Raw genomic sequence first — 26,512 nt, 5'->3', positions numbered from 1 at the left:
GGGGCCTTCCGCCTCGACTGCCTATTCCCATCCGGACCGACAGGACAAGCCGTTCGACAGCCGGCTTTCCAACGGACCCGTTTTGGGTTCGCGCAAGGCCTTGCGAAAGGGTCGCGAAAGCGTGGAATTTTGGACATTAGTCTTGACAGAAATACAGATGTTCAATACCTGTCATGCACTTGAACAGCCTGTATTGTGGGAGGAATGATCGCTATGGCTTCCAATGTTTCGTTGACGGGCCTCGCCCGCGATCTCGAGGAACGCGCCAAGTCCGGCAAGCCGATTCGCATCGGCCTGATCGGCTCGGGCGAGATGGGCACGGACATCGTCACCCGCGTCGCCCATATGTCCGGCATTGAGATCGGCGCCATCTCCGAACTCAACCTTCCCGCTGCCAGCAAGGCGGTGGATATCGCCTTCCAGGAGACCGGGCACGCCCGCGAAGTGTCGAACGCGTCCGCGATGACCGCGGCGATGGAGGCCGGCAAGATCGCCGTCACCAACGACGCCAGCCTGGTCATCAACAATGATCTCATCGACGTCGTCATCGATGCCACCGGCGTTCCCGCTGTCGGCGCCGAAATCGGACTGCGCGCCATGGAGCACGGCAAGCATCTGGTGATGATGAACGTCGAGGCCGACGTCACCATCGGCGCTTATCTGAAGAGCGAGGCCGACCGGCTTGGCGTCACCTATTCGCTGGGCGCCGGCGACGAGCCGTCATCCTGCATGGAACTGATCGAATTCGTCTCGGCGATGGGCCACCCGATCGTCGCCGCCGGCAAGGGCAAGAACAATCCGCTCAACATCGACGCGATCCCTGACGATTATGCCGAGGAGGCCAAGCGCCGGCACATGAACGTGCGCATGCTCGTCGAGTTCGTCGATGGTTCCAAGACCATGGTCGAGATGGCGGCGATCGCCAACGCCACCGGCCTCGTTCCCGACAAGGCCGGCATGCATGGCCCGGCGGCAACGCTGGGCGAGTTGTCCAAGGTGCTCGTTCCGCAGAAGGACGGCGGCGTGCTGTCACGGGTCGGCGTCGTCGACTACACGATCGGCAAGGGCGTCGCGCCCGGCGTCTTCGTCGTCGCCGACATGTCGCATCCGCGCATTTCGGAGCGCATGGAAGATCTGAAGATGGGCAAGGGCCCGTACTTCACCTTCCATCGCCCCTATCACCTGACCTCGCTCGAAGTGCCGCTGACATGCGCCCGCGTCGTGCTCTACGGCAAGGCCGACATGGTGCCGCTGGCAAAACCAACGGCGGAAGTCGCGGCCGTCGCCAAAAAGGACATGCAGCCCGGCGAGAAGCTCGATGCGATCGGCGAGTATTGCTACCGCGCCTGGATCATGACGGCGCCGGAAGCGCGTGCCGCCAAGGCCATTCCCTGCGGCCTGCTGCAGGGCGGTTCCGTCACCGCGCCGATCAAGAAGGGTGAGCTCATAACCTATGCCAACGCTGCCCCCGCGTCGGGTTCCAAGATTGCCGAGCTGCGCGCGCGCCAGGACAAGCTCGTCTACGGCACCGTGGGAGCATGATCATGTCCGCAGCCAGCAAAGCCGTCGCGGACAGCCGCGCCAACCTGCCTTTCGTCTATCGCCAGTACAGCGCCGAGCAGCTCAAGCAGGTGCTCTACAAGATGTACCTCATCCGCCGCTTCGAAGAGGGCGCGGAAGAATCCTACATGCGCGGCCTCATCCACGGCACCATGCATCTGTCGATCGGGCAGGAAGCCAGCGCGATGGGCATCTGCATGCCGCTCGGCGAGGATGACCAGATCACCTCGACCCATCGCGGCCACGGCCACTGCATCGCCAAGGGCGCTGAGGTCAAGCGCATGTTCGCCGAGTTCTTCGGCAAGACCACCGGCTACTGCAAGGGCCGTGGCGGCTCGATGCACATCGCCGATGTCGCCAAGGGCAATCTCGGCGCCAATGGCATCGTCGGCGGCGGCATTCCGATCGCGGTCGGCGCTGCACTTTCCTCCAAGATGATGAAGACCGGCAAGGTCGTCGTCTCCTTCTTCGGCGACGGCGCCAACAATGAAGGCGCCTTCCACGAAGCGCTGAACATGGCCGCCATCTGGAAACTGCCGGTCATCTTCGTCTGCGAGAACAATGGCTACGGCATGTCGACATCGACAGCGCGTTCCACCGCAGTCAAGAACATCGCCGACCGCGCCGCCGCCTATTCGATGCCCGGCGTCATCGTCAACGGCAACATCTTCTCGGAAGTCGCCGAGGCCTCGCACAAGGCCGTCGAGCGTGCCCGTGCTGGAGAAGGCCCGACACTGATCGAGTCCAAGACCTACCGTCATCGCGGCCACTCCAAGAGCGATCGCAACCGCTATCGCACCAAGGAGGAGATCGAGGACTGGATGTCGAACCGCGACCCGATCACCCTGTTCGAGAACGAGCTGCGCGAATTCGGTCTCATCGACGACAAGGGCATTCAGGCCGTCCGCGACGCCGTGGCGCAGGAAATCGCCGACGGTATCGAGTTCGCCAAGAACAGTCCTTCCCCGGATGTCCGCGACACCGGCAATTATGTTTATACGGAGCAGGCGTGATGGACGCGATGGTGCGTGAGCTGAGTTATGCCCAGGCGATCCAGGAAGCCATGGCGATGGCCATGGAAATGGACGAACGCGTCTTCCTGATGGGCGAGGATATCGGCGTCTATGGCGGCGCCTTCCAGGTCACCGGCGATCTTGTCGAACGTTTTGGCGCTGATCGGGTGTTGGATACGCCGATTTCGGAACTGGGCGGAGCGGGCGTCGCCGTCGGCGCCGCCGTCACCGGCATGCGCCCGATCTTCGAGTTCCAGTTCTCCGATTTCGCCACGCTCGCCATGGAGCAGATAGTCAACCAGGCGGCCAAGATGCGCTTCATGCTGGGCGGCGAGGTTTCCGTTCCCGTCGTCATGCGCTTTCCCGCCGGTTCCGGCACCGGTGCCGCCGCGCAGCACAGCCAGAGCCTCGAGGCCTGGCTCGGCCATGTTCCCGGCCTGAAGGTCATCCAGCCGGCGACGCCTTACGATGCCAAGGGCATGCTGCTGGCGGCCGTCGCCGATCCCGATCCGGTGATGATCTTCGAGCACAAGCTGCTCTACAAGACGAAGGGCCCGGTCCCCGAAGGCTACTACACGGTGCCGATCGGCAAGGCCGATATCCGCCGCGAAGGCCGGGATCTCACCATCGTCGCCACCTCGATCATGGTGAACAAGGCGCTCGAAGCCGCAGCTGTTCTGGAAGCCGAGGGCATCGACGTCGAAGTGGTCGATCTCAGGACCATCCGTCCGATGGACAAGCAGACGGTCATCGACAGCGTCAAGAAGACGTCGCGGCTGATGTGCGTCTACGAGGCGGTCAAGACGCTGGGCATCGGCGCCGAGGTCAGCGCGATGATCGCCGAGAGCGACGCGTTCGACTATCTGGATGCACCGATCGTCCGGTTGGGCGGGGCGGAAACGCCGATCCCCTACAATCCCGAACTGGAAAAGGCGTCGGTGCCGCAGGTTCCCGACATCATCACCGCCGCGCGCGACCTCGTGAAAGGGGTTCGCTAGCTCATGCCGACCGAAGTCATTCTTCCCAAGGTCGACATGGACATGGCGACCGGCCAGATTTCGCGCTGGTTCGCGACCGAGGGTGCCACCGTCAAGAAGGGCGATGTTCTCTTCGAGATCGAAACCGACAAGGCAGCGATGGAAATCGACGCCCCGGCCAGCGGCATCCTGCGCGATGTCACCGGCAAGGAAGGCGTCGACATTGCAGTCGGTGCGCCTGTTGCCTGGATCTATGCCGAGGGCGAAAGCTATGCGGCCAAGCAAGTGGCGCCGATCTCCCCCCTCGTGGGGGAGATGTCGGCGAAGCCGACAGAGGGGGGCGCTGTCCCGCCAACGCCGCATTCTGTCACGCCCCCCTCTGCCCTGCCGGGCATCTCCCCCACGGGGAGGGAGATTGGCCAGTCGCCGTCGGGCGCACGTGCGACACCGCTTGCTCGACGTCTGGCCCGTGAGGCGGGCCTTGCTCTCGCTGGCATATCAGGCACCGGCCCGCATGGCCGCGTGGTGAAGGCCGACGTTGACGCGGCGATTGCCGGTGGCGGCGCCAAGACGGCTCCCGCAGCCAAGGCAGCGCCTGCAGCTGCTCCGGCGGCTCCCGCCACCACAGCGGCGTCTGCACCCAAGGCCATGTCGGACGATCAGGTGCTGAAGCTGTTCGAACCCGGCTCCTATGAACTCGTCCCGCATGACAACATGCGCAAGACCATCGCGCGCCGCCTGGTCGAGGCCAAATCAACCATTCCGCATTTCTACCTGACGCTCGACTGCGAGCTCGATGCGCTGCTGGCACTGCGCACGCAGTTGAATGCGGCGGCTCCCATGAAGAAGACCGACAAGGGCGAAGCGCCCGCCTACAAGCTCTCGGTCAACGACATGGTCATCAAGGCTTTTGCCGTTGCGATGAAGGCCGTGCCGGATGCCAATGCCTCGTGGACCGAGAGCGCCATGGTCAAGCACAAGCATGTCGATGTCGGTGTCGCCGTGTCGATCCCCGGCGGCCTGATTACGCCGATCATCCGCAAGGCGGAAGAAAAGACGCTGTCGGTGATCTCCAACGAGATCAAGGATCTGGCAAGCCGCGCGCGCAGCCGCAAGCTGAAGCCGGAAGAGTACCAGGGCGGCACCACGGCGGTGTCCAACCTCGGCATGTTCGGCATCAAGGATTTCGCGGCCGTCATCAACCCGCCGCATGCGACGATCCTTGCGGTGGGTGCTGGCGAGCAGCGGGCCGTGGTGAAGAACGGCGAGATCAAGGTTGCGACGGTCATGTCGGTGACGCTGTCGACCGACCATCGCGCCGTCGACGGCGCGCTTGGCGCCGAACTGCTCGTCGCCTTCAAGGGCTTGATCGAAAACCCGATGGGCATGCTTATATAGTCCATCGTCGGTGTCGACCATCAAGCATGCGCGAGCAGGGGAATTCCCATGGCTGAGAACTATGACGTCATCATCATCGGCTCGGGGCCCGGCGGCTATGTCGCCGCCGTGCGCGCCGCGCAGCTCGGCTTCAAGACGGCGATCGTCGAGCGCGAGCATCTCGGCGGCATCTGTCTCAACTGGGGCTGCATCCCGACCAAGGCGCTGCTGCGCTCGGCCGAGATCATGCATTATTCGGACCATCTCAAGGACTATGGCCTTAAGCTCGACGGCAAGGTCAGCGTCGACACGGCGGCCGTGGTCGACCGGTCACGCAAGGTCTCGCTGCGCCTCAACAACGGCGTCGGCTTCCTGATGAAGAAGAACAAGGTCGACGTCATCTGGGGCGAGGCCAAGCTGACCAAGGCCAATGAGATCGTCGTTTCGAAGACGGCCAAGAAGCCGATGCAGCCGCAGCCACCCGTTCCGAAGGGCGTCAAGGGCGAAGGTACCTACTCGGCCAAGCATATCATCATCGCCACCGGCGCCCGGCCGCGCGCGCTGCCCGGCATCGAGCCGGACGGAAAGCTGATCTGGACCTATTTCGAGGCGATGGTGCCGCCAGAGATGCCGAAGTCGCTGCTGGTCATGGGCTCGGGCGCCATCGGCATCGAGTTCGCCTCGTTCTATCGCACCATGGGCGTCGATGTGACCGTGGTCGAACTTCTGCCGGCGGTGATGCCGGTCGAGGATGCCGAAGTCTCGAAATTCGCCCAGAAGCAGTTCGAGAAGCAGGGCATGAAGATCATTCTCGAGGCCAAGGTGACCAAGGTCGAGAAATCAGCCAATTCGATCACCGCCCATGTCCAGATGAAGGACGGCAAGGTCCAGGAGATCACCGCCGACCGCATGATTTCGGCCGTCGGCGTGCAGGGCAACATCGAAAATCTGGGTCTCGAATCGCTGGGCGTAAAGACCGATCGCGGCTGCGTGGTCGTTGACGGCTACGGCAAGACCAATGTTGCCGGCGTCTATGCCATCGGTGACGTCGCCGGCCCGCCGATGCTCGCCCACAAGGCCGAGCATGAGGGCGTGGTGTGCGTTGAAAAGATCGCCAATTTCCCGGGCGTGCATGCCATCGACAAGCTGAAGATTCCCGGCTGCACCTATTGCAACCCGCAGGTTGCCTCCGTGGGCCTGACAGAGGCCAAGGCTCTGTCAGAAGGCAAGGAAATCCGCGTCGGTCGCTTCCCCTTTGCAGCCAACGGCAAGGCGATCGCGCTCGGCGAAGACCAGGGCTTCGTCAAAACCATCTTCGACAAGAAGACCGGGCAGTTGCTGGGTGCCCATATGGTGGGCGCCGAGGTGACCGAGTTGATCCAGGGTTTTGTTGTGGCGATGAACCTGGAGACCACCGAGGAAGAGCTGATGCACACGATCTTCCCGCACCCGACGCTGTCGGAGATGATGAAGGAAAGCGTGCTCGACGCCTATGGTCGTGCGCTGAACGCATAGGCCAAGGTCCGGCCCGGCAATCAGCGCGGCTCAAATCGATGCCGCATTAGGGTGCCGTCTTCGTGGCACCCGGGCAATCATCGATAATTATGCCGGAATGCCGATCTCGGCCAGCTGCCGGCTGACGTCCTGCCAATCCGAACAGATGATGGAAGCACCGGCCGCCGTCAGCCGCGCCGCGTGCTCGGGATAGGTATGTCCGCCGCCCGTATAGCCGATCGCCATCATGCCGGCGGCGACCGCGCCCTGGATGCCGAACGGCGAATCCTCGATCACCACGCAATCCGCCGGATCGGCGCCCATTTTCGCGGCGGCGAACAGGAAGATGTCCGGCGCCGGCTTGCCGTTCTTGACCATGGAGGAGCTGTAGATGGCGTCGCCGAAGAAGGATGCCAGTCCCGTCACCGCGAGGCTGTGGTTTATGCGCTCGACGGAGGAGGACGAGGCAACGCAGCGGTCGCCCTTGAGCGCCTTCAGGAAAGCCGTGATTCCGGGCGTCGGCTTCAGCTCCTGCGAGAACAGGATCTTGGTTTCTGCCCAGATATCGCCGTCGGCGGCCGCCGGAAACTGATGGCCGGTCAGTTCCTTGATCCGGACGATGATGTCAGACTGCTTCATGCCGACGCATTGGGCGATGATGCCGCCGTGGACGCCGCTCATGCCGTGCTTCTCGTAGACGCGTTCGTAGGCCTTCGCGGCCAGCGGTTCGCTGTCGACAAGCACGCCGTCGCAATCGAAAATGATGAGCTTTGAACGCGCCACGCGCTTCTCCCGAACCTTCAATAGAATCCGCACATCGCTATCGGTAAAAAGTCAAATGTTCAATAGCTGGCGCGCCCCGGCATTTCAGGGAAAGGCCGTGAACGTTCAAAAATCAGAGCTGGCGGATGGCGTCGCTCGGGCGCTGTGCTCCGAGCGCCCGCTGCATGGCCTGCCGGGACTGCGCATGGTCCGGCGTGATCCAGTTCGGTTCGGCGCCGAGAAAACGGTCGAGGAAGGCCACCGCGTAGGCCGGCATCTCCGTCACATTCTCGCGATAGGACCACCAGGTGCGCAGGTCGTCGGCGCATTTGTCGATGCTGGGCGCACTGCCGAATTCCTGCTGATAGACAGCCGAAATCGCCGATACGCAGTAATTGGTATAGAGAAATCCCTCCGGCCAGAAGCGGACGATCTCCAGCGTCCTGGAGTTCGCCTTCGTCTCGATCAGCTCGGTGAGGCCCGATATCTCCCTTGCCGGCGCCTGCCGGATCAGTTCGCGCAGCACCAGCCCGGCGGCAAACACGATGAAGTCGGCCCGGTCGATCTCGGCATAGCACTTCTGCGCCTCCATGATCTCGATCCAGTCGAGAAACGCCCTGGTGAGCTTCGTCTCGTCGATGTCGTAGCGCACGCCGAACGTGTCCGAGACCACCTTGGCGCTGCTGCGGAAGGTGGCGCGAAACCAGCGCAACTGCCGCAGCCGATGACCAAGATCGGGCATCAGGGCCAGTTCATCCTTGAAGGGCAGATCCATCTCTCATTGATCCTGTTTCGGCGGAAGCCAGGGCCCCGACCCTAGCACGCTTGTACGATCGCCGAAATCAATCAGCGTTTCCTGTGGATGACGATCGTTGACGATATTATCATACATATTGACATTCGCGGAAACAAATGTTCTCACTTTGACGTTGCCTCGCACTGCTGCAAACTGCGAGTCGACGGAGGCTTCGGGAGGAAAACCGAAATGGCGATTTGGCAGTGGGGACTGCTTCTGCTGGTTATTGTCTGGGCGCTTCAATCGCTCGGCGTCTGGCTGCAGATGAGACACTATTCCGATGTCTTCAGGGGCGTCACGGATCAGTACAAGGATGGATTTGTCGGCGCCGGCAATTTTCGCGGCCGGTTCGCCAAGGGCACCATAGCCCTGGTTGTGGTGACACCCGACCTGGTCGTGCGTCGCCTGATGGTGATGACCGGCCGTTCGGTGTTCACCAAATTCAAGAGGCATGAAGAATTCGAGGGCGTTCCCCTCGATAGACTCCGGTCCAACCCTGCGATCATGGGGGAGGGGGAACCCGGTGTGGCCGAGGCCGTGAAACGGGCGATCGAACAGATCGACAAATCACGGTCGGAGCCGGGGAAGAAGCCGGGTTTGTCCGGTTTGAATGTAGCAAGGGCCTAGAGGACGCCGCGCGCCGACTGGGATTAACCGGCAGGCGCGGCAATAAGGAGGAGAAATGTCTGTATTTTCGTTGTTGGCGCAGCATGCCGACATGGCCGTGCACAACCTGCATGTCGCGGGCACCATGGTTTCGGATGCTGCCTTGCATGGCAAGCTCGCTGTCGAGCATGCCTCTGACCATCTCGTTGTCCTCGCGCAAGCGGACAGCGGACCCATCACCGTCGACCAGTTCAAGGAAAAGCTGAAGGACGTCCAGCAGGAAGAGCAGCTCGGCTGGCTGACCGCCATCGGCAAGTATTTCATCGGCATCTTCCAGAAGGGCGGCGAAGTGTTCGCCGGCTTCGTCACCGGCATCATCCCCACGCTTGTGGTGCTGATGACGGCCTTCTACGCCATCACCGAACTGGTCGGTGAAGAGCGCGTGCATGGCCTGGCGCGCGGCGCCGGCAGGATCGCGCTGACCCGTTATACGCTGCTGCCGGTGCTGGCGGTGTTCTTCCTCACCAATCCCATGGCCTACACGTTCGGGTCGTTCCTGGAAGAAAAGCACAAGCCGGCCTTCTATGACGCGGCCGTGTCCTACGTGCATCCGCCACTCGGCCTGTTCCCGCACATCAACCCCGGCGAATATTTCGTCTGGGGCGGCATCCTCGTGGCTCTGCTCGAGCTCGAGAAGAAGGGCGTCGTCTTTGCCGGCTACCACGTGAAAGTGGCGATCTGGTACGCCATCGTCGGCCTCGTCGTCATCCTGCTCAAGGGCATGCTGACCGAACGCATCACCGCCATCATGGCACGCCGCCAGGGCGTTGAGTTGTAGGAGGGAGGACATCATGGCCAAGACATACAAAGCCGTAAAGATCTCCCGAGGCAACACCGGCTGGGGTGGCCCACTCGTGATCGAGCCGACCGCGCAGCGCAGCAAGGTCGTCTCCGTGACAGGCGGGGGCATTCACCCCGTGGCGCAGCTCATCGCCGATATGACCGGTGGCGAAGCCGTCGACGGCTTCAGGGCGCCGCCGATCGAAAGCGAGATGGCGGTTGTCGTCGTCGATTGCGGTGGTACCGCACGATGCGGCGTCTATCCGCGCAAGCGTATCCCGACCGTCAATCTGACGCCGGTCGGACAGTCTGGGCCTCTCGCCCAGTTCATCACGGAGGATATCTACGTTTCGGGCGTGAAGCCGGCCAACATCACGATGGCGGATGGATCCGAAGCGACCACCACTGCCGGGGGAGCAGCATCGATGAGTTCAAGCAACAGCAATGCGCCTGCGGCGCCGACACCGCTGCCGAGCGAAGGCGGCCTTATCGGCTTCATCAGCACCATAGGCCGCGTCATGGGGCGCGTCGTCGGCATCTTCTTCAATGCCGGCCGTCGCACCATCGACCAGGTCATTCGCAACGTGCTGCCGTTCATGGCCTTCGTGACCATGCTCATCGGCCTGATCCTCTACACCGGCATCGGCGACGTGCTGGCACAACCGATGGGGCCGCTGGCCAACAACATCGTCGGCCTGCTGATCATCTCCGCCATCTGCGGCCTGCCGTTCCTGTCGCCCATCCTCGGGCCAGGCGCTGTCATCGCCCAGGTCATCGGCGTTGCCATCATCGGCCCGCAGATCGCCAACGGCACGATTTCGCCCGCAATGGCGCTGCCGGCGCTGTTTGCCTACAATACCCAGGTGGGCTGCGACTTCGTCCCCGTCGGCCTGGCGCTCGGCGAAGCCAAGCCGAAAACCATCGAGATAGGTGTTCCGGCGGTGCTCATCAGCCGCCAGATCATGGGCCCCGTATCCGTGCTGATCGCATGGGTCGTCAGCCTGATTGTGTTCTAGGATAAACAAGAATGAGGTTCGCCATATGACTGTTCTGTTGAGAACACGGGTCACTGCCATCGGGCCCGAAGTGGCGGATCTCGCCGAAGGGGGCGTGGTCATCCTGTTCGCGGATGGCTCGCCGCCGGAGCTTGCCGAGGTCTCCGTGCTCCACAAGACGGAGCACGGACCGAGCGACGGCGCGCCCGCCAGGGGCGCGTCGATCAGCTTTGGCGATGTTTCCGCTGTAATCACCGCCGTCGGCTCCAGCGCATGGAGCAAGGTCCTCGAGATGGGCCACGTCGTCATCTCGTTCAACGGCGCCACCGAGGCCGAGAGGCCGGGCGAGATCTGCGCATCGCTAGTCGATACCCAGGCGCTCGTGGCCGCCCTGAAGGCCGGCGCGATCATCACCATCGCCGCCTAACGAATTCGCGCCGCCCCTGAGTTGTGACGGCGCCAAGAAAAGCAGAGTATTTGCCATGGAACGCTCGACCATCGTCAGAGTGCATGAAGGTTTGCACGCCCGTCCCGCCACCCGCTTCGTCAAGCTGGCGAAGGGCTTCGAATCCGATGTCGAGATCATCAAGGACGGCAAGGCGGTTAGCGCCAAGAGCTCGGTCAAGCTGATGCTGCTGGGCGTCAAGGAAAACCAGGAGGTCGTCGTCCGCGCGACCGGCGCGGACGCCATCGAAGCGGTCGAAGCGCTGATCGGCTATCTCGAGAACCCGAAGGCGGGTCTCGACGATGAGGCCGAGGCTCAAAGCCCGGCGGGCGGTGCAGCGGAAGCAGTGGCGACCGCGCCCGAGTCGTTGAAAACAGAGCCTGCCGGCGCCGGCAGCCTGCGCGGCGTGGCGGCCAGCGAGGGCGTGGCCATCGGCCCGGCCTTCGCGCATTTCCCGCCGCAAATCACGGCGCAGGCCCACACGCTCAAGGCCGACGAGATCGGCGGCGAGATAGAGCGCTTCCGCGCCGCCGTGGCCGCCGTCCAGGCGCGCATGGACCGCGCGCTGGCGCAGGACAGCCTGTCGGCCGGCGATCGTGGTATCATCGCGGCGTTGAGGGACATCGCCGCCGACGACACCTTGACCGGCGAGGCGGAGACCCAGATCAGGGGCGGCACCGATGCGGTTTCGGCCGTCGTCACCGCGGCAGCGACCATCGCCAGCGATTTCAGCGCGGTCGACGACCATTATCTCAACGCGCGAGCCGACGACGTGCAGGCAGTGGGCCGCCAGCTTTGCCTGGCGCTGCTTGGACAGGACGACGTCAGCCTGGAAAATATCCCCCAAGGCGCAATCCTCATCGCCGACGACATCGGCGCCTGGGACCTGGCGCGCGCGCCGCTCAAGCGCATCGGTGGCGTGGTCTGCGGCCATGGCGGCGCCACCTCGCATATCGCCATCATTGCTCGCTCGCACGGCATACCGGCGGTGCTGGGCCTTGGCGACATGGTCAACGCGCTACGCACGGCCCGCCAGGTGGCGATCGATGGCAATTCCGGCGCCGTGATCATCGATCCCGACGAAGCGACGACAGCCGATTTCGCTGATCGCGTGGAAGCCGCCGCCAGGGAGCGCGCCGGGCTGACCGTGTTCAAGGGCGTGACGCCCAGGCGGACGGAACGGTCATCGAGGTCGCCGCCAACATCGGCTCGCTCGAGGAGATCGAGGCAGCACTGGACGCCGGCGCCATGGGCATCGGCCTGTTCCGCACCGAATTGCTGTTCATGCGCCACATGCATCTGCCCTCCGAGGACATGCAGGCGGAAACCTATTCGGCGCTGGCCAAGGCTTTTGCCCGGCATCCGGTCATCGTGCGCACGCTCGACATTGGTGGCGACAAGCCGATTGCCGGCATCGAATTCCCCGAGGAGGAAAACCCCTTCCTAGGCTGGCGCGGCATCCGCATGTGCCTCGACCGGCCCGACATCTTCAAGCAACAGCTGCGCGCGCTTTTGCGCGCCGCCGTGCACGGTAACATCAAGGTGATGCTGCCGATGGTCTCCGACATCGGCGAGGTCCGGCAGACCCGCGTGCTGGTCGAGGAATGCGCGGCCGAGCTGAAGGCCGAGGGCGTTGCGCATGCCATGTTCGACCTCGGCGTCATGATCGAGACTCCTGCCGCCGTGCTGATCGCGCCGGCATTGGCCAAGGAGGTGTCGTTCTTCTCCATAGGCACCAATGATCTCACCCAGTACATCATGGCCGCCGACCGGTTGAACCCGACGGTGGCCAGGCTCAACGATGTCACCAATCCGGCGGTTATGTCGGCGATCGAGCTGACGGCGAGGGCCGGCGTCGCCGCCGGCATCATGGTCGGCATGTGCGGCGAGGCGGCGGGCCGTCCCGACCTGATCCCGATCTTCGTCAAGATGGGCCTGACCGAACTCTCGATGAGCCCGGCCTCGATCCAGCGCGCCAAGAAGACGATCGCTGCGATGGTGGCTGAAGTCTGACGATTACGGCAGATGGGCGAGCAGCGTGGCGAAAACCGCCGTCAGCTCGCTCATCGGGTCCGCCTTCGCGCAGGCCTGGAGGATGCGGTCATGGCGGACATTGGCCGCCAGCACCGCGATCTCCAGCATGTCGGGCTCCGACGAGCCATCCGTGGCGATGGTTGCCAGGCCGCAGGCCAGCGCTAGCGGCGCGAGGCAGCGAATATCCACAGCGTTTCCATGCGCACCGGCAGGCATGTCCACTGCCGCCTCGCTGAAGCGGATCGGCCGGTGGCCGAGGAATTCCATCAGCAGCGCCGAGCAAGTGGCCGCGACCGTCGAAAGCTGGCCGGACGGGTCGGCATCACTAGCAAGGGCGGCAAGCAGGTCGGCATGCCGTTTGCGCATTGAGGCGTGGACCGCGGCGAAATTCGCTTCATGGATGCGGGCGTCCGCGACCTTCAGTTCGGCAAGCACGGCCTTTGCCAGGTAATACATGTCGCGCCGGAACAGGCGCTCGCCGCCAAGCTGCTGGTCCTTGTTGCCGGCCGGGAAATAGCTGCGCAGGCTCTTCACCGTCGTGCCGTCCACCTTGGCCGGGCGCTCATGTGGGACCAGCGATTCGGCCAGCGACAGCGCGTCGTCGACGGCGCTCGCGGCATGGCTGAGCAGGCCTTCTATGCCCTTGCCCGGAAAGGGCGGCAAATGGCTGGTGGCTTCGCGCAAGGCCTCGCCCGCGCCGTCATGGCGGCTTTGGCGGATGGCGTCGCGCACCTCGCGCAGCCGGTCCTTCAGGTTGACGCGGACATCCTCGGATATTTGTCGCAGCATCGCGGATCGCCTCAAAATCTTCTGCGGGGTGCGGCCAGGTGGCTGCCGCTGACCCTACATTGTTCCTATCGATTGGTCGATCAATAGGCGATACTAGACGCGCATGCAGAATCGGTGACAGCGCGTTGGCTGGCGCGCAGGGGAGAGGGAATGGGCGTGGGCAGGCGGCGACAGAGCGAAACCGAAGGCGCGGCCGAGACGCCGGAGCATCTCGTCAGCGAGAGCCGCACCGACCGCCTGAGAATCCGCGCCGCCTGGATGTATTTCGTCGAGCAGATGACGCAAAACGAGATCGCGGATGTGCTGGGCGTGGGCCGCGTCACCATCGTGCGCATGCTGGCGGAGGCGCGGTCGCGCAACGAGGTGAAGATCAGCATCGAGAGCGAACTGTCGGAGATCGTCCGGCTAGAACGCGCGCTGGAGAAGACTTTTGGCCTGCAGCAGGCGCTGGTGGCGCCGCTTTCCGCCCCCAATGCGGACCCGATCCCGGCCATCGCCGCCAAGACCGGCAGTTTTCTGTCCGACATGATGAAATCCGGCATGCGCGTCGGTGTTGGCTGGGGCCGGACGCTGTTCGCGAGCCTGCCCTTCATCAGTGCCAAATCGCTCACCGACTTCAAGGTCATCTCGCTGCTCGGCGGTGTCGGCGTCGTGCGGCGATACAACCCGGCTGAGTTCTCCTGGCGCTTCGCCCAGATCTTCCAGGGCGACGGCTACCTTATCCCGACGCCAGCTGTCGTCGACAGCGTCGAGACCAAGATCGCGCTGGTCGAGCGCTGCGGCCTGCAGGAGGTTTTTGAGATGGCCAATGTGCTCGATGCCGTTCTGCTGAGCGTCGGCGGCATCGCCTCGGCCACCACTTTCTCTCGCGGCGGCTTTCTCAAGGAAGCGGACCGGGAGACCCTGCTTGCGCGCGGCGCCGTCGGCGACCTCCTGTTCCACTTCTTCGACCGCAATGGCGATCTGGTCGACCACCCCATCAACAGCCTGGTGATGTCGGTGGATGTCGACCGGCTGCGCAAGGCGCCGATCCGCATCCTCACCTCGGGCGGCCCCGAAAAGATCGAAGCCCTGCTCGGAGCCATGCACCTCATCGCGCCGACCATTCTCATCACCGACGAGGACAGCGCGCGGCGGATGCTGGAAGCGCATGGCGTGGATGGGGTCCGGACTGCTTCCTGAGGCGCTGCCTGGTGATACGGCAGGTTCGTGGCTACACTGGTAGGGAATGCCTTGCGGTTTCAGTACGATCGCCAGCGCCTTGCGTCACCACGATTGGCTGACATTGCGCGTAAGCCTTGTCCAGCGCTGCGGCGGCATCCTTTTGCGCCTGGTCTTTCATGATCGCTTCCGCCGTCCCGATCACGCAAGCGAAGTAGGCGTCGTCATCATCCGCGCGGGACGAACTGGCCATCGCAATCATGGCAAGCGCGGCGATCATCATGGATTTCAGGGAGCGCATCATAGGCAACCGGTCAAATCGCCCGCCTGGCTGCATGTGCGAGCCTACGGGTCACGGGGGATCGGCCGGTCTCTTCGATGTCCGGCCAATACCTACAGTGCAATTGCGATGCCAGACAAATTGACCCATTCCGGATCACGCGGCGTAGCCGCTACCCCTTGCGCTCCTGAAGACTGTTGCCGCCGTCGACCACCAGCAGGGTGCCGTTGACATAGCTGGCGCCCTCGGAAGCCAGGAACACCACCGCCGCCGCGACCTCATCTGGTCGCCCGGCCCGCGCCGGCGGCGTATGCAACGCCGCCATCCGCTCCATCTCGCTCGACGAACCCGTCTCGATCCAGCCCGGCGCCACGGCGTTGACTGTAACGCCGCTTTTCGCCACTTCCAGCGCCAGCGTCCGGGTCAGGCCGACCATGCCGGCCTTCGCCGCCGAATAGGCGGCGGTGCCCTCGAAGGACACCAGCGGCCCGGTAACCGACGCCACATTGACGATCCGCCCATAACCCGCCGCGACCATCGAAGGCAGGAACGCCCGGGTCACCAGGAACGCCGTCTTCAAGCTGACATCGATGCCCTGGTCCCAGTCGGCCTCGGTCATCGACAGGAACGCCTTGTCGACAGAAGGCGACGCCAGCGACCCCATCCCGGCGTTATTGATGAGTATATCGACCGCCCCGACGACCTCCCGCAACCCAGCGACATCAGCGGCAACAGTGAGATCGGCGACCGCCGCAACGGCATCGATACCCTCCGCCGAAAGCTCCCTGGCCCGATCAAGCACCCGCGCGCTGGCGCCGGTGAGGAAGACCGAATGCCCGGCCTTGCCCAGCTGGCGAGCGATGGCAAAGCCGATGCCGTCCGGAGCGCCGGCGCCGGTGATGAGGGCGCGGCGGGTGGTGATGGTGCTCATGCCCAACTCCCTTGAAGGCTTTCGTGCAATCAGCGAATGCTTCGAAACTGGCGCGCGAAATCACCACACTCGGCTTAAGATTTTGGTCTTCGGGTTATTTGAAGGAGTTTTGGAACCGAAAAACTGGCGCACCCGACAGGATTCGAACCTGTGACCTCTGCCTTCGGAGGGCAATGGTCCGGCATTTCTGACAGGTTCTCAAGATTTCTAGAATTCCCAAAAATGCTTGCGTATCAAGGCTTTTCTGCAATATCGTCTTTCTCACTGTTTCCTCGAATTCCCTACGGCGTGTTACCCCGGTGTTACCCCGGTGTTATCCCAGCGGAAAACCGGGCGCAGATGGAGGACGGAAATGGCTGCGGGTCGGATCACCAAGCGGACGGTTGATGCCCTTCAGGCGACGGGCAAGGACTACGTGCATTGGGATGGTGAGTTGACCGGCTTCGGAGTGCGGGTACGGCCCAGCGGATCGAAGTCATTCGTCGCGGTCTATCGTACCGGAGGGCGCAACACGCCGCTGCGCCGCGTAACGATCGGTTCTGTCGGCAAGATCGAGGCGGACAAGGCGCGCAACGAAGCAAAGGCGATCATCAACCAAGCCGAACTAGGGCAGGACAGGGCAGCGGAGAAAGCAAAGCTTCGCGCCGAAATGACGTTCGCCAAGGTCTGCGACCTGTATTTGCAAGAAGGCTGCGAAACCAAGAAGACCAGCACCATCGCGACAGACCGGGGCCGGATCGAGCGCCACATCAAGCCGCTGCTCGGCATGAAGCGGATCGGCGAGATTAGCCGGACCGACGTCGAGAAGTTCATGCGCGACGTGGCGAAAGGAAAGACCGCCGCCGACGAGAAGACCAAGCGACATGGCCGAGCCATCGTCGAAGGCGGCAAGGGGACCGCAACGCGCACGGTTGGCCTGCTCGGCGGCATCATGACCTTCGCCGTGTCGCGCCAACTTCGCGTCGACAATCCGGTGCGTGGGGTGAAGCGCTATGCTGACAAGAAGGGCGAGACGTTCCTATCGCCGACCGAACTGGGTAAGGTCGGCGCCGCCTTGACCGCGATTGAAGCCGAAGGCGCCAATCCGTCGGCGGTGGCGATCATACGTCTGCTCGCCTTCACCGGCGCCCGCAAAAGCGAGATTGCGGCGCTGCGCTGGTCGGAAGTTGATCTTGAGCGCGGCTATCTGCGGCTAGGCGATTCCAAGACCGGCGCCAAGGTGATCCCGATCGGAGCGCCGGCTTGCGAAGTGCTGGCGGGCGTTGCGGTGATCGAGGGCAGTACCTTCGTCTTCCCAGCGGCAAAGGGTGACAGTCACTTCCAGGGTGTCGAGAAGATTTGGCGAAGTGTTCGTACCATAGCTGGCTTTCCCGATCTCCGGCTGCACGACCTGCGACACAGCTTCGCGTCGGTGGGGCTGGCGCGCGGCGACGCCCTACCTGTCATAGGTGCCATTCTTGGTCATGCCGACGTCAAGACGACAAGCCGCTACGCACACCTCGCGGACGATCCGGTGAAAGTGGCCGCTGACGCAATCTCGAAGTCAGTGCAGGCAGCATTCGCCAGCAACCCAAGCGCCGAAGTGATAGCACTTGGCAGGACGCGCAAGAAAAACTGAGGTTTAGCTCGACCGCACACGCGGGGAAACGCTTAGGATGTCTAAAGCGTGCTGCCTTGCAGGGCGGCCAGGATCACTTCATTTGCGCCGCTCGTACGCAAGTCATGCCATACCTGCAAGAGACGCGATGGTCTACGATCCATGGCTGGATGACGTTGTCATAGGTTCCGACGCCGATAAGCCGTTCCTCATGTCAGGCCAGCCTATCTACGCGTTGTGTCCTGTCGTCATCTGATCAACTCATCGGCAGTGCCAAGACCAGAATTCGCTTCCTCGGATTATTTGCCCTTTGGCCAACGTAGCCGAACGCGGCTAGAAAGGTGGGAGGCGGAATCAGGCACCTCTCGGGGGAACTAAATGGCGCGGCTGACTGAGCAGGAACAGCAAGACATCATCCGGTTTGTCGAGGCCGACAAGCCGTTGCCGGAGAAATACCGCTTTCTGCTTTTCGAGGACAAGCGCGAGGTCGAGTTGGTTTGGAACGGCAAGACCAGCGAGGTCAGCAACGTCGTTCTGCCCTTTCAGACCATCGAACAGGTGGACGAGCCGCGCGCGGAGAAGCCAGAAGACACCGCCGCGCAACATGATCTATTTTCCACCGACAGCCGGGGGCGGCAGCTTAAAGGTTGGACTAACAAGCTGATATGGGGGGATAACAAACTAATCCTGTCATCGTTGAAAAACGGGCCACTGCGTGAGGAAATTGAACGTCAGGGTGGCTTGAAGATGATCTACATCGACCCGCCGTTCGACGTTGGCGCGGATTTTTCGATGGACATCGAGATCGGCGGCGACACGTTTACAAAGAAGCCAAATATTCTTGAGGAGATCGCTTACCGCGACACATGGGGTCGCGGCGCAGATTCATTTATTGCGATGATTTATGAGCGGCTTGTTTTGATGCGCGATCTTCTTGCGGCCGATGGGTCAATTTATGTTCATTGTGATTGGCGAGTAAATGGCTACCTGAGACTTGTTTTGGATGAGGTGTTCGGAAGTCAATATTTTCGCAACGACATCACTTGGAAAAGGCAACCACCAAGGGGCGCGCGAGCAAAGTCTGCGCAGTTTGCTCGATCATCCGACAAAATTCTGTTTTATACCAAAAAAGATTCCTATGCGTGGTCTTCGCAATACAAGAAATACAGCGAAGAATATATAGCGTCAAAGTTTACAAATTTGGAGCCTGATGGCCGCCGTTATCGTGTTGGTGATATTGGAGACTATTCGGAAAAGTCGATTTCAGAATTCAGAAAGGTTGGCAAAATATACGACTATCCATCAGGAAAAGTTGGATTGAAACGATATTTAGATGAACAAAACGGCGAGGCGATATCTGATATTTGGGCCGACATTTCTGAAGTAAATGCCATGGCAATTGAGCGCATTGCATACCCAACTCAAAAGCCGGAAGCGTTGCTTGAACGAATTATTAAAGCGTCTTCCGCAGAAGGCGATTTGGTCGCTGATTTTTTTGTTGGTTCAGGCACGACGGCAGCAGTGGCTGAAAAGTTGGGGCGCAAATGGATCGTTAGCGACCTTGGCAAGTTTTCCGTACACACGACCCGTAAGCGCATGATCGGTGTGCAGCGCGGGGTTGAAGGCCGAGGGCAAGGACTACCGCGCCTTTGAAATCCTCAATCTCGGCAAATACGAGCGCCAGCATTATGTCGGTGTGAACCCTAATTTGCGTGAGGAACAGCGCCAGAAGCAGCTTGAGGAAAAAGAGGCGGCGTTTCTGGACCTCATTCTACGGGCCTATCGCGCCGAGCGGACGGATGGCTTCGCCAGCTTCCACGGCAAGAAGGCCGGACGGCTCGTTGCCGTTGGCCCGGTCAATATGCCGGTGTCGCGGCTATTCGTCGAGGAAATCATCCTCGAATGCCGTAAGAAGCACATCACCAAGGTCGATATTCTCGGCTTTGAGTTTGAAATGGGCCTATTCCCGAACGTGCTGGACGAGGCGCGCGGCAAGGGCATCGACATCGCCCCGAAATACATTCCGGCCGACGTTTTCGACAAACGAGCCGTCGAGAAGAACCAGGTCGTGTTCCATGACGTGTCGTTCATCGAGGTGAAGCCGCACGTCAAAGGCGGCAGCGTCGCGGTCGAACTGACGGACTTTTCGGTGTTCTACTCGCAGGATTCCATCGCCAATGCCGAAGCCACCCTCAAGGACAAGGGCAGCAAGATCGTCGTCGAGAAGGGTCAGATCGTCAAAGTCAGCAAGGACAAGGATGGCATCGTCACCCGCGAAACGCTGACCCAAAACTGGACCGACTGGATTGATTACTGGTCCGTGGACTTCGATTTTGAAAACAAGCGGGAGATCATCCGCACCCAGAATCCCGACACCGGGGAATGGGAGGAATCGTGGACCGGCGACTATATTTTCGAGAACGAATGGCAGTCCTTCCGCACCAAGAAGGACCGGAAACTTGAACTCACCAGTGTCTTCCACGAATGCCCGGCAGGACGGCGCAAGATCGCCGTCAAGGTCGTGGACATCTTCGGCAACGACACCATGACGATTGCCGAAGTGACCGTGGGAGCGAAAAAATAATGGCGCTGCATCCCGATTTTCCGAGCGATCCCCACGCCATTCTCGACCCCTCTATCCGGTGGTTTCCGGCCGATGAGACGTTGCGCGAAACCAGCATGGAAAAGCTCATGCCGCCGCTTGTGGCGGCATTGCGCCAGAAGGTGAAGGACTTCCGTAACGGCGGCTATGTCGGCGCGTCCGACACCAGCCGGAGCCTGCTTAACTGGTGGTTCAAGACGCCCCACCTGATGCCGCAGGCTGACGGCACTATGGCCGAGTTTCAGTATTTTTTCGCCCAGAGGGAATCCCTCGAAACGATTATCTATCTCTACGACGTTGTGGGCGTGAACGATAAATTCGACCTGATGCGCTTCGACAGCAGCGGGGCCGTTTCCGCCAGCCTGTTCGATGAATCATGGCGGCGCTTCGTTATCAAAATGGCGACCGGCGCGGGCAAGACCAAGGTTTTGAGCCTCGCCCTCGCATGGAGCTTTTACCACAAGCTCTATGAGCCGGATTCAAAACTGGCCCGCAACTTCCTGGTGATTGCGCCCAACATCATCGTGCTGGACCGCATCTACAAGGATTTTCAGGGGCTGCGTCTGTTTTTCGACGACCCGGTTATCCCCGATAACGGCTTTGACGGCCGCAACTGGCGCGACGATTTCCAGTTGACGCTGCATGTTCAGGACGAGGTGCGTATCACGCACCCGACCGGCAACATCTTCCTCACCAACATTCACCGGGTTTACGCGGGCGAGGACATTCCATCATCGCCCGACGACGACAACACGATGGATTATTTCCTCGGCACCCGGCCGACCGGCGCGACCACCGATTCCAAGGTGGACCTCGGCATGATCGTCCGCGACATCGACGAGCTGATGGTGCTGAACGACGAGGCCCATCATATCCATGACTCGCGCCTGGCCTGGTTCAAGTCGATTGAGGACATTCACAACCGGCTCCTGCAGAAAGGGTCCGCGCTGTCCCTGCAAGTCGATGTGACGGCAACGCCGAAGCACACTAACGGCGCGATTTTCGTGCAGACCGTGGCCGACTATCCGCTCGTCGAAGCCATTTCGCAGAACGTCGTCAAGCATCCCGTGCTGCCGGATGCCGCCAGCCGGGCAAAACTGCACGAGCGCCAGAGCGCCAAATACACCGAGAAATACGCCGATTATATCGACCTGGGCGTGATCGAGTGGCGCAAGGCCCACGCCGAACACGAGAAGCTCAACAAGAAGGCCATCCTGTTCATCATGACGGATGACACCCGCAACTGCGACGACGTTGCGGACTACCTTGAGGGCCATTATCCCGATCTCAAGGGCGCGGTCCTGGTCATTCACACCAAGGCCAACGGCGAAATTTCCGAATCCACGTCCGGCAAGGCGAAGGAGGAATTGGAAAAACTCCGCAAACAGGCCAACGAGATCGACGACCCCGCCAGCCCTTACAAGGCCATCGTGTCGGTCCTGATGCTGAAAGAGGGCTGGGACGTGCGCAACGTCACCACCATTGTCGGGCTGCGGGCCTACGCCGCCAAGAGCAACATTCTCCCCGAACAGACCCTAGGGCGCGGCCTGCGCAAAATGTATCCGGGCGGCATCGAGGAATATGTCAGCGTCGTCGGCACCGACGCCTTCATGGAGTTTGTCGAGTCCATCCAGGCCGAGGGCGTCGAGCTTGAGCGCAAGGCAATGGGCGAGGGGACGAAGCCCAAGACCCCCCTGGTGATCGAGGTCGAGAAGGACAACGACAAGAAGGACATGGACGCCCTCGACATCGAGATTCCGGTGATGACCCCGCGCATCTACCGCGAGTATAAATCACTCGGCGACCTGGATATAACCGCCTTCGGCCATAAGCGCGTCCCTTACCGAATGTTCAGCGAGGAAGAACAGCGCGAAATCGTGTTCAAGGACATCACGACCGGGGCTGTGACGCACACCACTATTCTCGACACGGCCGGGATTGCCGACTACCGCAGCGTTCTGGGATATTTCACCAAGACCGTGATGAAGGACTTGCGGCTGATTAGCGGCTACGACGTGCTTTACGGGAAAATCAAAGCCTTCGTGCAATCGGAATTGTTCGACAGCGCAGTTGACCTCGACAGCCCGAACACCTTGCGGAACCTTTCCGAACTGTCCGCGACGAAAACGCTGATCGAGAATTTCAAGAAGGCCATCAACGCCCTGACCGTGAAGGACAAGGGCGATGCGGAAATCCGCGACACCATCAAGCTGCGGCAGACCCGCCCGTTCGTGGTTAAGGAGCAGGGCTATCTGGTGTCGAAGAAAAGCGTCTTCAACCGGATCATCGGCGACAGCCGTCTGGAACTGGTTTTTGCTGGCTTCCTTGAGTCCTGCACCGATGTCGTATCCTACGCCAAGAACTACTTCGCCGTGAATTTCAAACTGGATTACGTCAACGCCGACGGCAACATTTCCAACTACTATCCCGACTTCCTGGTGAAGCTGGCCGACAAGCGCATTGTGATCTTCGAAACCAAGGGCCTTGAGGACTTGGACGTGCCGCTGAAAATGGAACGCCTGCGGCAATGGTGCGAGGACATCAACCGGGTACAGTCCGACGTGACCTATGATTTTGTTTACGTGGACCAGGAAAGTTTCGAAAAGTACAAGCCCACCTCCTTAAGGCAGCTCATTGATGGCTTTCGAGAGTACAAAGCCCTGAGGAGTCAAGAGGACACCCACGACTCGTCGTCCCCCCGGAAACCGCAATCTGAAGACACGCTGCGATGACCCCACAAGACCAGCGCGATCAGCTTTTCGAACGCGCCCAATACGGCGAGATCACCGGGGATGAAGCGGACGCCGAGGCGGTAAGCTTGGGGCTGGGCAGTCTGTCCCACACGCCAGCGCATGAAGAGTATCGCCCCGAAGCGGAGTCGCGATGGACGATCACAATGGCCGTTGCGTGGATCAGCTATCTCGACCTCGACGAGGTGCGCAACTGGTGGGAGCCGTATCTCAAAGCCTGCACACATTGGATTTGGCGACGCTGGCGGGTGGGACCGGATGGAGCCGTGCAAGAGGGCTGGTTTCTCGAAGGCCGATCGCGGCCAACGCTGGCCCTGCTTAGTATACGGTCGGCGTACGATCGAGTGGCAGGGGTTCGCGAGCAGCAAATGACAGTCGAGGACGCTCGGCAGGCGCTATGGATTGCCCTGCGCGAGGGGTTTTTTGTCGCCAGTGGTATAGATTTCGAAACCGAACACCGCGTCGAGATACCAGCGCTCGACTGGAATGAGCTTGTGCCAGTGCAAGGCAAAGGCGAAGTCGATGAAGTCAGGCGTGGCCTGCTCGGCAGCGGATACCGGGATGTTTTGCTACCTGCCAAGGCAATCCAATTCTTTTGGAGAAAGCCGAAAGAGAAACATGATCCTTTGCCGCCGGTGATGCCGCCCGTAGGCGACGGCTACATGCCACTCTATTGCGCTGCGCAATGGATTGCGACCGAAGGCGGGGCGGTCGATTTCGACCCGGCCGATACGACCCGATGGCAGCCCGCCTTTGACCAACTGCTCGGCGCGATTGCATCCGAGAAGATCCGAGTCGTTGGCCTTCGCTCGGGTGCGCGGGAGCCGGTGCCAAGCTTCCATTTTGCAGGGTGTGTCGTCGACTATCCACACGCTGAAGGTTCGATTGATATGATGCTGAGCGAATCCATCTACCTTCGATCATATCCCTATGTGGACGAAGAGCATTGGCGCAAAGGCTTCGACGACGCCCTGACAAGCCGACAGAAGGACCACTGGACCCAGTTGATGGTCGAGCGAGGCGACGTGCGCCAGCGTTGGCCGTTCGCGGTGGGTGAGGCGACGAAGACGGGCGCGCCTGGACGTCCGGCCCTTTCGATGCATCTCATCCTAGACGAGTTGGAACGGCGTGCTGACAACGGCACAATGAAGATTAAAGTAGGCGAAGAATCTGTCGAGCTGGTCGCGTGGCTGAGAGATAAACACCCACAATCGCCCCGCCCGAAGCCGAAGACCGTCGAGAACCAGATTCGGGATCGCTTCCGAACCCTGCAAGCGCACCCGAAATAATCCGACAGGTGATATTTCGGGTCAGCTGTTTCGGGTGACGAGACGCTGCCAAAAGGTGTTTCAGAAGCCGCCGGAAAGCCGGTGCGCACTGGAGATACCGAAAATGGCCGAACCGCTAGCAACGCAGCGCTACCTTCGTCGCGCCGACGCCGCACACCATGTCCGCCAGACCTGGGGAATCCCCTGCTCGGCTAAGTGGCTAGCCAAACTCGCCGTCGTCGGCGGCGGCCCGATCTATCGCAAAGCAGGTCGCTTTCCGATCTATGCGTCGGCCGACCTCGACATTTGGGCGGAAGGCCGGATTGGCACGCCGCGCCGGTCCACGTCGGTCGCGGTCTAGGTGTCACGATGGCAAACCGGCGCCACAACCCGCGACTGGCGAAGTCGCTGCGCTGCTTCACAATCGTAGAGACCGCCGAACTCTATGGCGTCCATCGAAACACGGTTCGGCATTGGCTTGCCGACGGACTGAAGCCACTCGACGCACGAAAGCCGGTGCTGATTCATGGGACGGCGCTGAACCGCTTTCATGCGGATCGTCGCGGGTCGGCGAAGCGGGTCTGCGGCCCGGACGAAATGTACTGCCTCCCCTGCCGCGCGCCACGCCGCCCCGCTTCGGACATGGCCGACTACTCGCAGCTGACCGCGTCGGTGGGAACGCTGGTGGCCATCTGCCCGGCCTGCGACCGCATGATGGCCCAGCGGGTCAATGCCGCGCGGCTGAAGCAGTTCTCGACAGAAATCGACGTAACGATCAGGCCCGGCCCCGAACCCATAGAGGGGAGTGCCTGATGCCTTCCAGACTGTTACTTCGGAACAAGGACCTTGAAGCATGGAACTGAACGCAGCCAACGAACGCCTCAAGCACCGCTATGTCGCCTACCTGCGCGGCGCCCGGCAACTCGGCGAACACTCGATCGACCAAATTGTCGCGTCTCTCAACCGCTTCGAAGATTACACCCGGCGCAAGGGCTTCAGCGAGTTTCGGATCGAACAGGCAACCAACTTCAAGAAGCACCTGGCCACTCTCAATACCAAAATCGGCAACCGAAGACTGAGCAAGGCGACGATCACCTCAACCCTCTATGCGATGCGGGATTTCATCATTTGGTTGTCCGAACAGAAGGGATTTCGCAACCGACTTGTGAGGACGCACGCCGACTACTTCAAGCCGTCTCGCCGCGACGAGGCCATTGCCCGCGCGTCCCGGCCCATGCTGGTCCCGACGGTCGAGCAAATCAGGGCGATGGTAGCGGCAATGCCTGCGACATCCCCAGTTGAACGGCGCAACCGGGCGCTGGTAGCGATTATTGCCGTCACCGGCGCACGCGACAACGCCACTGCCTCGCTGTTGCTGAAGCACCTCGACCTCGATGATCGCCAGTTGTTCCAAGACGCGCGCGATGTGCGCACCAAGTTCGGCAAGACGTTCCCGACCTGGTTCTTCCCGGTAGGCGACGACTTCGCTACAATCGTCGCCGAGTGGAAGCGGGAGCTTGAAATCGAGCACGGCTTCGGCCCGACCGATCCCTTGTTTCCGCAGACCGAAGTCGCTTTCGGTGCCGGTGGCGAAGTCTTGCCGCCACGCCTCAAGAAAGAGTGCTGGGCAAACGCCGACCCCATTCGGAAGGTTTTCAAGCAGGCCTGCGCAGCGGCCGGCCATCCCGACTTCAAGCCGCACAGCTTCCGCCACACCCTGGCGCAACTCGGCAGCCACGTTTGCACGACGCCCGCCGAGTACAAGGCTTGGTCTCAGAACCTTGGGCACGATGGCGCCCTCATAACCTTGACCAGCTACGGCACATTGCCGGGCTACACCCAACGCGAGTTGATCGCAGGAATAGGTAAGCGCGCGTCCGCCGCCTAGCATCAATTCAGGAACCGGAATCACGCGATTGTGTTACCCCGGTGTTACCCCGACCATTAGCCAGTCGCGGCGCGGGCGGCGGCGGCGGAGAATAGTTAGTATTTTCAAGGGGTTGTTGGCGCACCCGACAGGATTCGAACCTGTGACCTCTGCCTTCGGAGGGCAGCGCTCTATCCAGCTGAGCTACGGGTGCCTTCAGGATCGGCGATCCGGAAAACGAACCAGCCGGTAAACCGGCAAGCCACGGCTTCTTAGCTGAAGCCGGCGCGGGCTTCAACGGCGAAATGGAGTAGCGCTGCCCTCCGAAGGCAGAGGTCATAGATTCGCGTCCTGCCGGGTGCCGTGAT

General features: G+C 61.5%; 23 protein-coding genes, 1 tRNA gene and 1 pseudogene. 19 read left to right on the top strand and 6 right to left on the bottom strand.

Annotated features, from left to right (window positions below; genetic code table 11):
- Nucleotides 1-213 precede the first annotated feature (213 nt).
- From LGH82_RS18735 to lpdA, 5 genes are read left to right on the top strand one after another with little or no spacing between them, the layout of a single operon-like run.
- The gene (locus LGH82_RS18735; RefSeq protein ID WP_227344156.1) at nucleotides 214-1,542 is read left to right on the top strand and encodes an NAD(P)H-dependent oxidoreductase; all 1,329 of its coding nucleotides are present in this window, start codon (nucleotides 214-216) and stop codon (nucleotides 1,540-1,542) included.
- A gap of 2 nt (nucleotides 1,543-1,544) precedes the next feature.
- Nucleotides 1,545-2,573 carry a thiamine pyrophosphate-dependent dehydrogenase E1 component subunit alpha gene (locus tag LGH82_RS18730; protein WP_227344155.1) on the top strand — a complete coding sequence of 343 codons (1,029 nt, stop codon included), beginning with the start codon at nucleotides 1,545-1,547 and terminating at the stop codon, nucleotides 2,571-2,573.
- A complete protein-coding gene (locus tag LGH82_RS18725) occupies nucleotides 2,573-3,571 on the top strand; it encodes an alpha-ketoacid dehydrogenase subunit beta (RefSeq protein WP_227344154.1) in 999 nt (332 codons plus the stop codon). The genes LGH82_RS18730 and LGH82_RS18725 overlap by 1 nt, the downstream gene beginning before the upstream one ends.
- A 3-nt stretch (nucleotides 3,572-3,574) precedes the next feature.
- On the top strand, nucleotides 3,575-4,948 hold the full coding sequence (locus tag LGH82_RS18720) for a pyruvate dehydrogenase complex dihydrolipoamide acetyltransferase (RefSeq protein ID WP_227344153.1): 1,374 nt from the start codon (nucleotides 3,575-3,577) through the stop codon (nucleotides 4,946-4,948).
- A 48-nt stretch (nucleotides 4,949-4,996) separates the two neighbouring features.
- Entirely contained in the window at nucleotides 4,997-6,442 is a 1,446-nt protein-coding gene (gene lpdA, locus LGH82_RS18715; protein ID WP_227344152.1) for a dihydrolipoyl dehydrogenase, read from the top strand.
- Nucleotides 6,443-6,529: 87 nt separating this feature from the next.
- Here lpdA and LGH82_RS18710 read toward each other — a convergent pair whose 3' ends face one another.
- Together LGH82_RS18710 and LGH82_RS18705 are read right to left on the bottom strand one after the other, a co-directional pair.
- The gene (locus LGH82_RS18710; protein ID WP_227344151.1) at nucleotides 6,530-7,204 is read right to left on the bottom strand and encodes an HAD family hydrolase; all 675 of its coding nucleotides are present in this window, start codon (nucleotides 7,202-7,204) and stop codon (nucleotides 6,530-6,532) included.
- A 112-nt stretch (nucleotides 7,205-7,316) separates the two neighbouring features.
- Nucleotides 7,317-7,958 (bottom strand): hypothetical protein, encoded by a 642-nt coding sequence (locus tag LGH82_RS18705; protein WP_227344150.1) that lies wholly within the window; start codon nucleotides 7,956-7,958, stop codon nucleotides 7,317-7,319.
- A 210-nt stretch (nucleotides 7,959-8,168) separates the two neighbouring features.
- Between LGH82_RS18705 and LGH82_RS18700 the strand changes: the two genes are divergently transcribed.
- The 5 genes and pseudogenes from LGH82_RS18700 (at nucleotide 8,169) to ptsP (ending at nucleotide 12,878) form a co-directional block, all read left to right on the top strand.
- A complete protein-coding gene (locus LGH82_RS18700) occupies nucleotides 8,169-8,606 on the top strand; it encodes a transcriptional regulator GutM (RefSeq protein WP_227349634.1) in 438 nt (145 codons plus the stop codon).
- A 55-nt stretch (nucleotides 8,607-8,661) separates the two neighbouring features.
- The gene (locus LGH82_RS18695; protein ID WP_227344149.1) at nucleotides 8,662-9,423 is read left to right on the top strand and encodes a PTS glucitol/sorbitol transporter subunit IIC; all 762 of its coding nucleotides are present in this window, start codon (nucleotides 8,662-8,664) and stop codon (nucleotides 9,421-9,423) included.
- A gap of 13 nt (nucleotides 9,424-9,436) precedes the next feature.
- Nucleotides 9,437-10,441 (top strand): PTS glucitol/sorbitol transporter subunit IIB, encoded by a 1,005-nt coding sequence (locus LGH82_RS18690; protein ID WP_227344148.1) that lies wholly within the window; start codon nucleotides 9,437-9,439, stop codon nucleotides 10,439-10,441.
- Nucleotides 10,442-10,466: 25 nt separating this feature from the next.
- The gene (locus LGH82_RS18685) at nucleotides 10,467-10,847 is read left to right on the top strand and encodes a PTS glucitol/sorbitol transporter subunit IIA (RefSeq protein WP_227344147.1); all 381 of its coding nucleotides are present in this window, start codon (nucleotides 10,467-10,469) and stop codon (nucleotides 10,845-10,847) included.
- Between the two features lie 55 nt (nucleotides 10,848-10,902).
- Nucleotides 10,903-12,878, top strand: a pseudogene (gene ptsP, locus LGH82_RS18680) (phosphoenolpyruvate--protein phosphotransferase).
- 3 nt (nucleotides 12,879-12,881) lie between these two features.
- Here the strand turns inward: ptsP and LGH82_RS18675 are convergent.
- Complete coding sequence (locus LGH82_RS18675; RefSeq protein ID WP_227344146.1) at nucleotides 12,882-13,688, bottom strand: hypothetical protein; 807 nt, start codon at nucleotides 13,686-13,688, stop codon at nucleotides 12,882-12,884.
- Nucleotides 13,689-13,838: 150 nt separating this feature from the next.
- Here LGH82_RS18675 and LGH82_RS18670 point away from each other — a divergent pair, with 150 nt between their 5' ends.
- Nucleotides 13,839-14,870 carry a sugar-binding transcriptional regulator gene (locus LGH82_RS18670; RefSeq protein ID WP_413771373.1) on the top strand — a complete coding sequence of 344 codons (1,032 nt, stop codon included), beginning with the start codon at nucleotides 13,839-13,841 and terminating at the stop codon, nucleotides 14,868-14,870.
- A 31-nt stretch (nucleotides 14,871-14,901) separates the two neighbouring features.
- Here LGH82_RS18670 and LGH82_RS18665 read toward each other — a convergent pair whose 3' ends face one another.
- Nucleotides 14,902-15,132: a hypothetical protein gene (locus LGH82_RS18665; RefSeq protein WP_227344145.1), complete on the bottom strand. Its 231-nt coding sequence runs from the start codon at nucleotides 15,130-15,132 to the stop codon at nucleotides 14,902-14,904.
- Nucleotides 15,133-15,301: 169 nt separating this feature from the next.
- Nucleotides 15,302-16,060 carry an SDR family NAD(P)-dependent oxidoreductase gene (locus LGH82_RS18660; RefSeq protein ID WP_227344144.1) on the bottom strand — a complete coding sequence of 253 codons (759 nt, stop codon included), beginning with the start codon at nucleotides 16,058-16,060 and terminating at the stop codon, nucleotides 15,302-15,304.
- A 352-nt stretch (nucleotides 16,061-16,412) separates the two neighbouring features.
- On the opposite strand from LGH82_RS18660, the gene LGH82_RS18655 reads away from it, so the two are divergent.
- The 8 genes from LGH82_RS18655 (at nucleotide 16,413) to LGH82_RS18620 (ending at nucleotide 26,165) form a co-directional block, all read left to right on the top strand.
- Nucleotides 16,413-17,678, top strand: coding sequence for a tyrosine-type recombinase/integrase (locus LGH82_RS18655; protein WP_227344143.1), 1,266 nt, complete (start codon nucleotides 16,413-16,415; stop codon nucleotides 17,676-17,678).
- Between the two features lie 357 nt (nucleotides 17,679-18,035).
- Nucleotides 18,036-19,310 (top strand): site-specific DNA-methyltransferase, encoded by a 1,275-nt coding sequence (locus tag LGH82_RS18650; protein ID WP_227344142.1) that lies wholly within the window; start codon nucleotides 18,036-18,038, stop codon nucleotides 19,308-19,310.
- Complete coding sequence (locus LGH82_RS18645; protein WP_227344141.1) at nucleotides 19,276-20,241, top strand: hypothetical protein; 966 nt, start codon at nucleotides 19,276-19,278, stop codon at nucleotides 20,239-20,241. Before LGH82_RS18650 ends, LGH82_RS18645 begins: the two co-directional genes overlap by 35 nt.
- Nucleotides 20,241-22,991 (top strand): DEAD/DEAH box helicase, encoded by a 2,751-nt coding sequence (locus LGH82_RS18640; protein ID WP_227344140.1) that lies wholly within the window; start codon nucleotides 20,241-20,243, stop codon nucleotides 22,989-22,991. Before LGH82_RS18645 ends, LGH82_RS18640 begins: the two co-directional genes overlap by 1 nt.
- On the top strand, nucleotides 22,988-24,298 hold the full coding sequence (locus LGH82_RS18635; RefSeq protein ID WP_227344139.1) for a hypothetical protein: 1,311 nt from the start codon (nucleotides 22,988-22,990) through the stop codon (nucleotides 24,296-24,298). The genes LGH82_RS18640 and LGH82_RS18635 overlap by 4 nt, the downstream gene beginning before the upstream one ends.
- Before the next feature lie 103 nt (nucleotides 24,299-24,401).
- Nucleotides 24,402-24,638: a hypothetical protein gene (locus LGH82_RS18630; protein ID WP_227344138.1), complete on the top strand. Its 237-nt coding sequence runs from the start codon at nucleotides 24,402-24,404 to the stop codon at nucleotides 24,636-24,638.
- An 8-nt stretch (nucleotides 24,639-24,646) separates the two neighbouring features.
- Nucleotides 24,647-25,090: a helix-turn-helix domain-containing protein gene (locus LGH82_RS18625; RefSeq protein WP_227344137.1), complete on the top strand. Its 444-nt coding sequence runs from the start codon at nucleotides 24,647-24,649 to the stop codon at nucleotides 25,088-25,090.
- 40 nt (nucleotides 25,091-25,130) lie between these two features.
- Nucleotides 25,131-26,165 carry a tyrosine-type recombinase/integrase gene (locus tag LGH82_RS18620; protein ID WP_227344136.1) on the top strand — a complete coding sequence of 345 codons (1,035 nt, stop codon included), beginning with the start codon at nucleotides 25,131-25,133 and terminating at the stop codon, nucleotides 26,163-26,165.
- 116 nt (nucleotides 26,166-26,281) lie between these two features.
- Here LGH82_RS18620 and LGH82_RS18615 read toward each other — a convergent pair.
- Nucleotides 26,282-26,358 (bottom strand) — tRNA-Arg (locus LGH82_RS18615).
- Nucleotides 26,359-26,512: the final 154 nt, after the last annotated feature.

Source organism: Mesorhizobium sp. PAMC28654, from assembly GCF_020616515.1.
In the GTDB taxonomy this organism is placed as follows: domain Bacteria; phylum Pseudomonadota; class Alphaproteobacteria; order Rhizobiales; family Rhizobiaceae; genus Mesorhizobium.
This window is presented reverse-complemented; position numbering and strand designations above follow the sequence as displayed.

What these genes read in the sequence shown, in the direction of transcription:
- LGH82_RS18685 (WP_227344147.1), top strand. Translation starts at nt 10,467, where the DNA reads ATGACTGTTCTGTTGAGAACACGGGTCACTGCCATCGGGCCCGAAGTG.
- LGH82_RS18650 (WP_227344142.1), top strand. Translation starts at nt 18,036, where the DNA reads ATGGCGCGGCTGACTGAGCAGGAACAGCAAGACATCATCCGGTTTGTC.
- LGH82_RS18720 (WP_227344153.1), top strand. Translation starts at nt 3,575, where the DNA reads ATGCCGACCGAAGTCATTCTTCCCAAGGTCGACATGGACATGGCGACC.
- LGH82_RS18725 (WP_227344154.1), top strand. Translation starts at nt 2,573, where the DNA reads ATGGACGCGATGGTGCGTGAGCTGAGTTATGCCCAGGCGATCCAGGAA.
- LGH82_RS18670 (WP_413771373.1), top strand. Translation starts at nt 13,839, where the DNA reads ATGGGCGTGGGCAGGCGGCGACAGAGCGAAACCGAAGGCGCGGCCGAG.
- LGH82_RS18705 (WP_227344150.1), bottom strand. Translation starts at nt 7,958, where the DNA reads ATGGATCTGCCCTTCAAGGATGAACTGGCCCTGATGCCCGATCTTGGT.
- LGH82_RS18620 (WP_227344136.1), top strand. Translation starts at nt 25,131, where the DNA reads ATGGAACTGAACGCAGCCAACGAACGCCTCAAGCACCGCTATGTCGCC.
- LGH82_RS18625 (WP_227344137.1), top strand. Translation starts at nt 24,647, where the DNA reads ATGGCAAACCGGCGCCACAACCCGCGACTGGCGAAGTCGCTGCGCTGC.
- LGH82_RS18730 (WP_227344155.1), top strand. Translation starts at nt 1,545, where the DNA reads ATGTCCGCAGCCAGCAAAGCCGTCGCGGACAGCCGCGCCAACCTGCCT.
- LGH82_RS18635 (WP_227344139.1), top strand. Translation starts at nt 22,988, where the DNA reads ATGACCCCACAAGACCAGCGCGATCAGCTTTTCGAACGCGCCCAATAC.
- LGH82_RS18675 (WP_227344146.1), bottom strand. Translation starts at nt 13,688, where the DNA reads ATGCTGCGACAAATATCCGAGGATGTCCGCGTCAACCTGAAGGACCGG.
- LGH82_RS18735 (WP_227344156.1), top strand. Translation starts at nt 214, where the DNA reads ATGGCTTCCAATGTTTCGTTGACGGGCCTCGCCCGCGATCTCGAGGAA.
- lpdA (WP_227344152.1), top strand. Translation starts at nt 4,997, where the DNA reads ATGGCTGAGAACTATGACGTCATCATCATCGGCTCGGGGCCCGGCGGC.
- LGH82_RS18655 (WP_227344143.1), top strand. Translation starts at nt 16,413, where the DNA reads ATGGCTGCGGGTCGGATCACCAAGCGGACGGTTGATGCCCTTCAGGCG.
- LGH82_RS18630 (WP_227344138.1), top strand. Translation starts at nt 24,402, where the DNA reads ATGGCCGAACCGCTAGCAACGCAGCGCTACCTTCGTCGCGCCGACGCC.
- LGH82_RS18690 (WP_227344148.1), top strand. Translation starts at nt 9,437, where the DNA reads ATGGCCAAGACATACAAAGCCGTAAAGATCTCCCGAGGCAACACCGGC.
- LGH82_RS18700 (WP_227349634.1), top strand. Translation starts at nt 8,169, where the DNA reads ATGGCGATTTGGCAGTGGGGACTGCTTCTGCTGGTTATTGTCTGGGCG.
- LGH82_RS18695 (WP_227344149.1), top strand. Translation starts at nt 8,662, where the DNA reads ATGTCTGTATTTTCGTTGTTGGCGCAGCATGCCGACATGGCCGTGCAC.
- LGH82_RS18665 (WP_227344145.1), bottom strand. Translation starts at nt 15,132, where the DNA reads ATGATGATCGCCGCGCTTGCCATGATTGCGATGGCCAGTTCGTCCCGC.
- LGH82_RS18640 (WP_227344140.1), top strand. Translation starts at nt 20,241, where the DNA reads ATGGCGCTGCATCCCGATTTTCCGAGCGATCCCCACGCCATTCTCGAC.
- LGH82_RS18660 (WP_227344144.1), bottom strand. Translation starts at nt 16,060, where the DNA reads ATGAGCACCATCACCACCCGCCGCGCCCTCATCACCGGCGCCGGCGCT.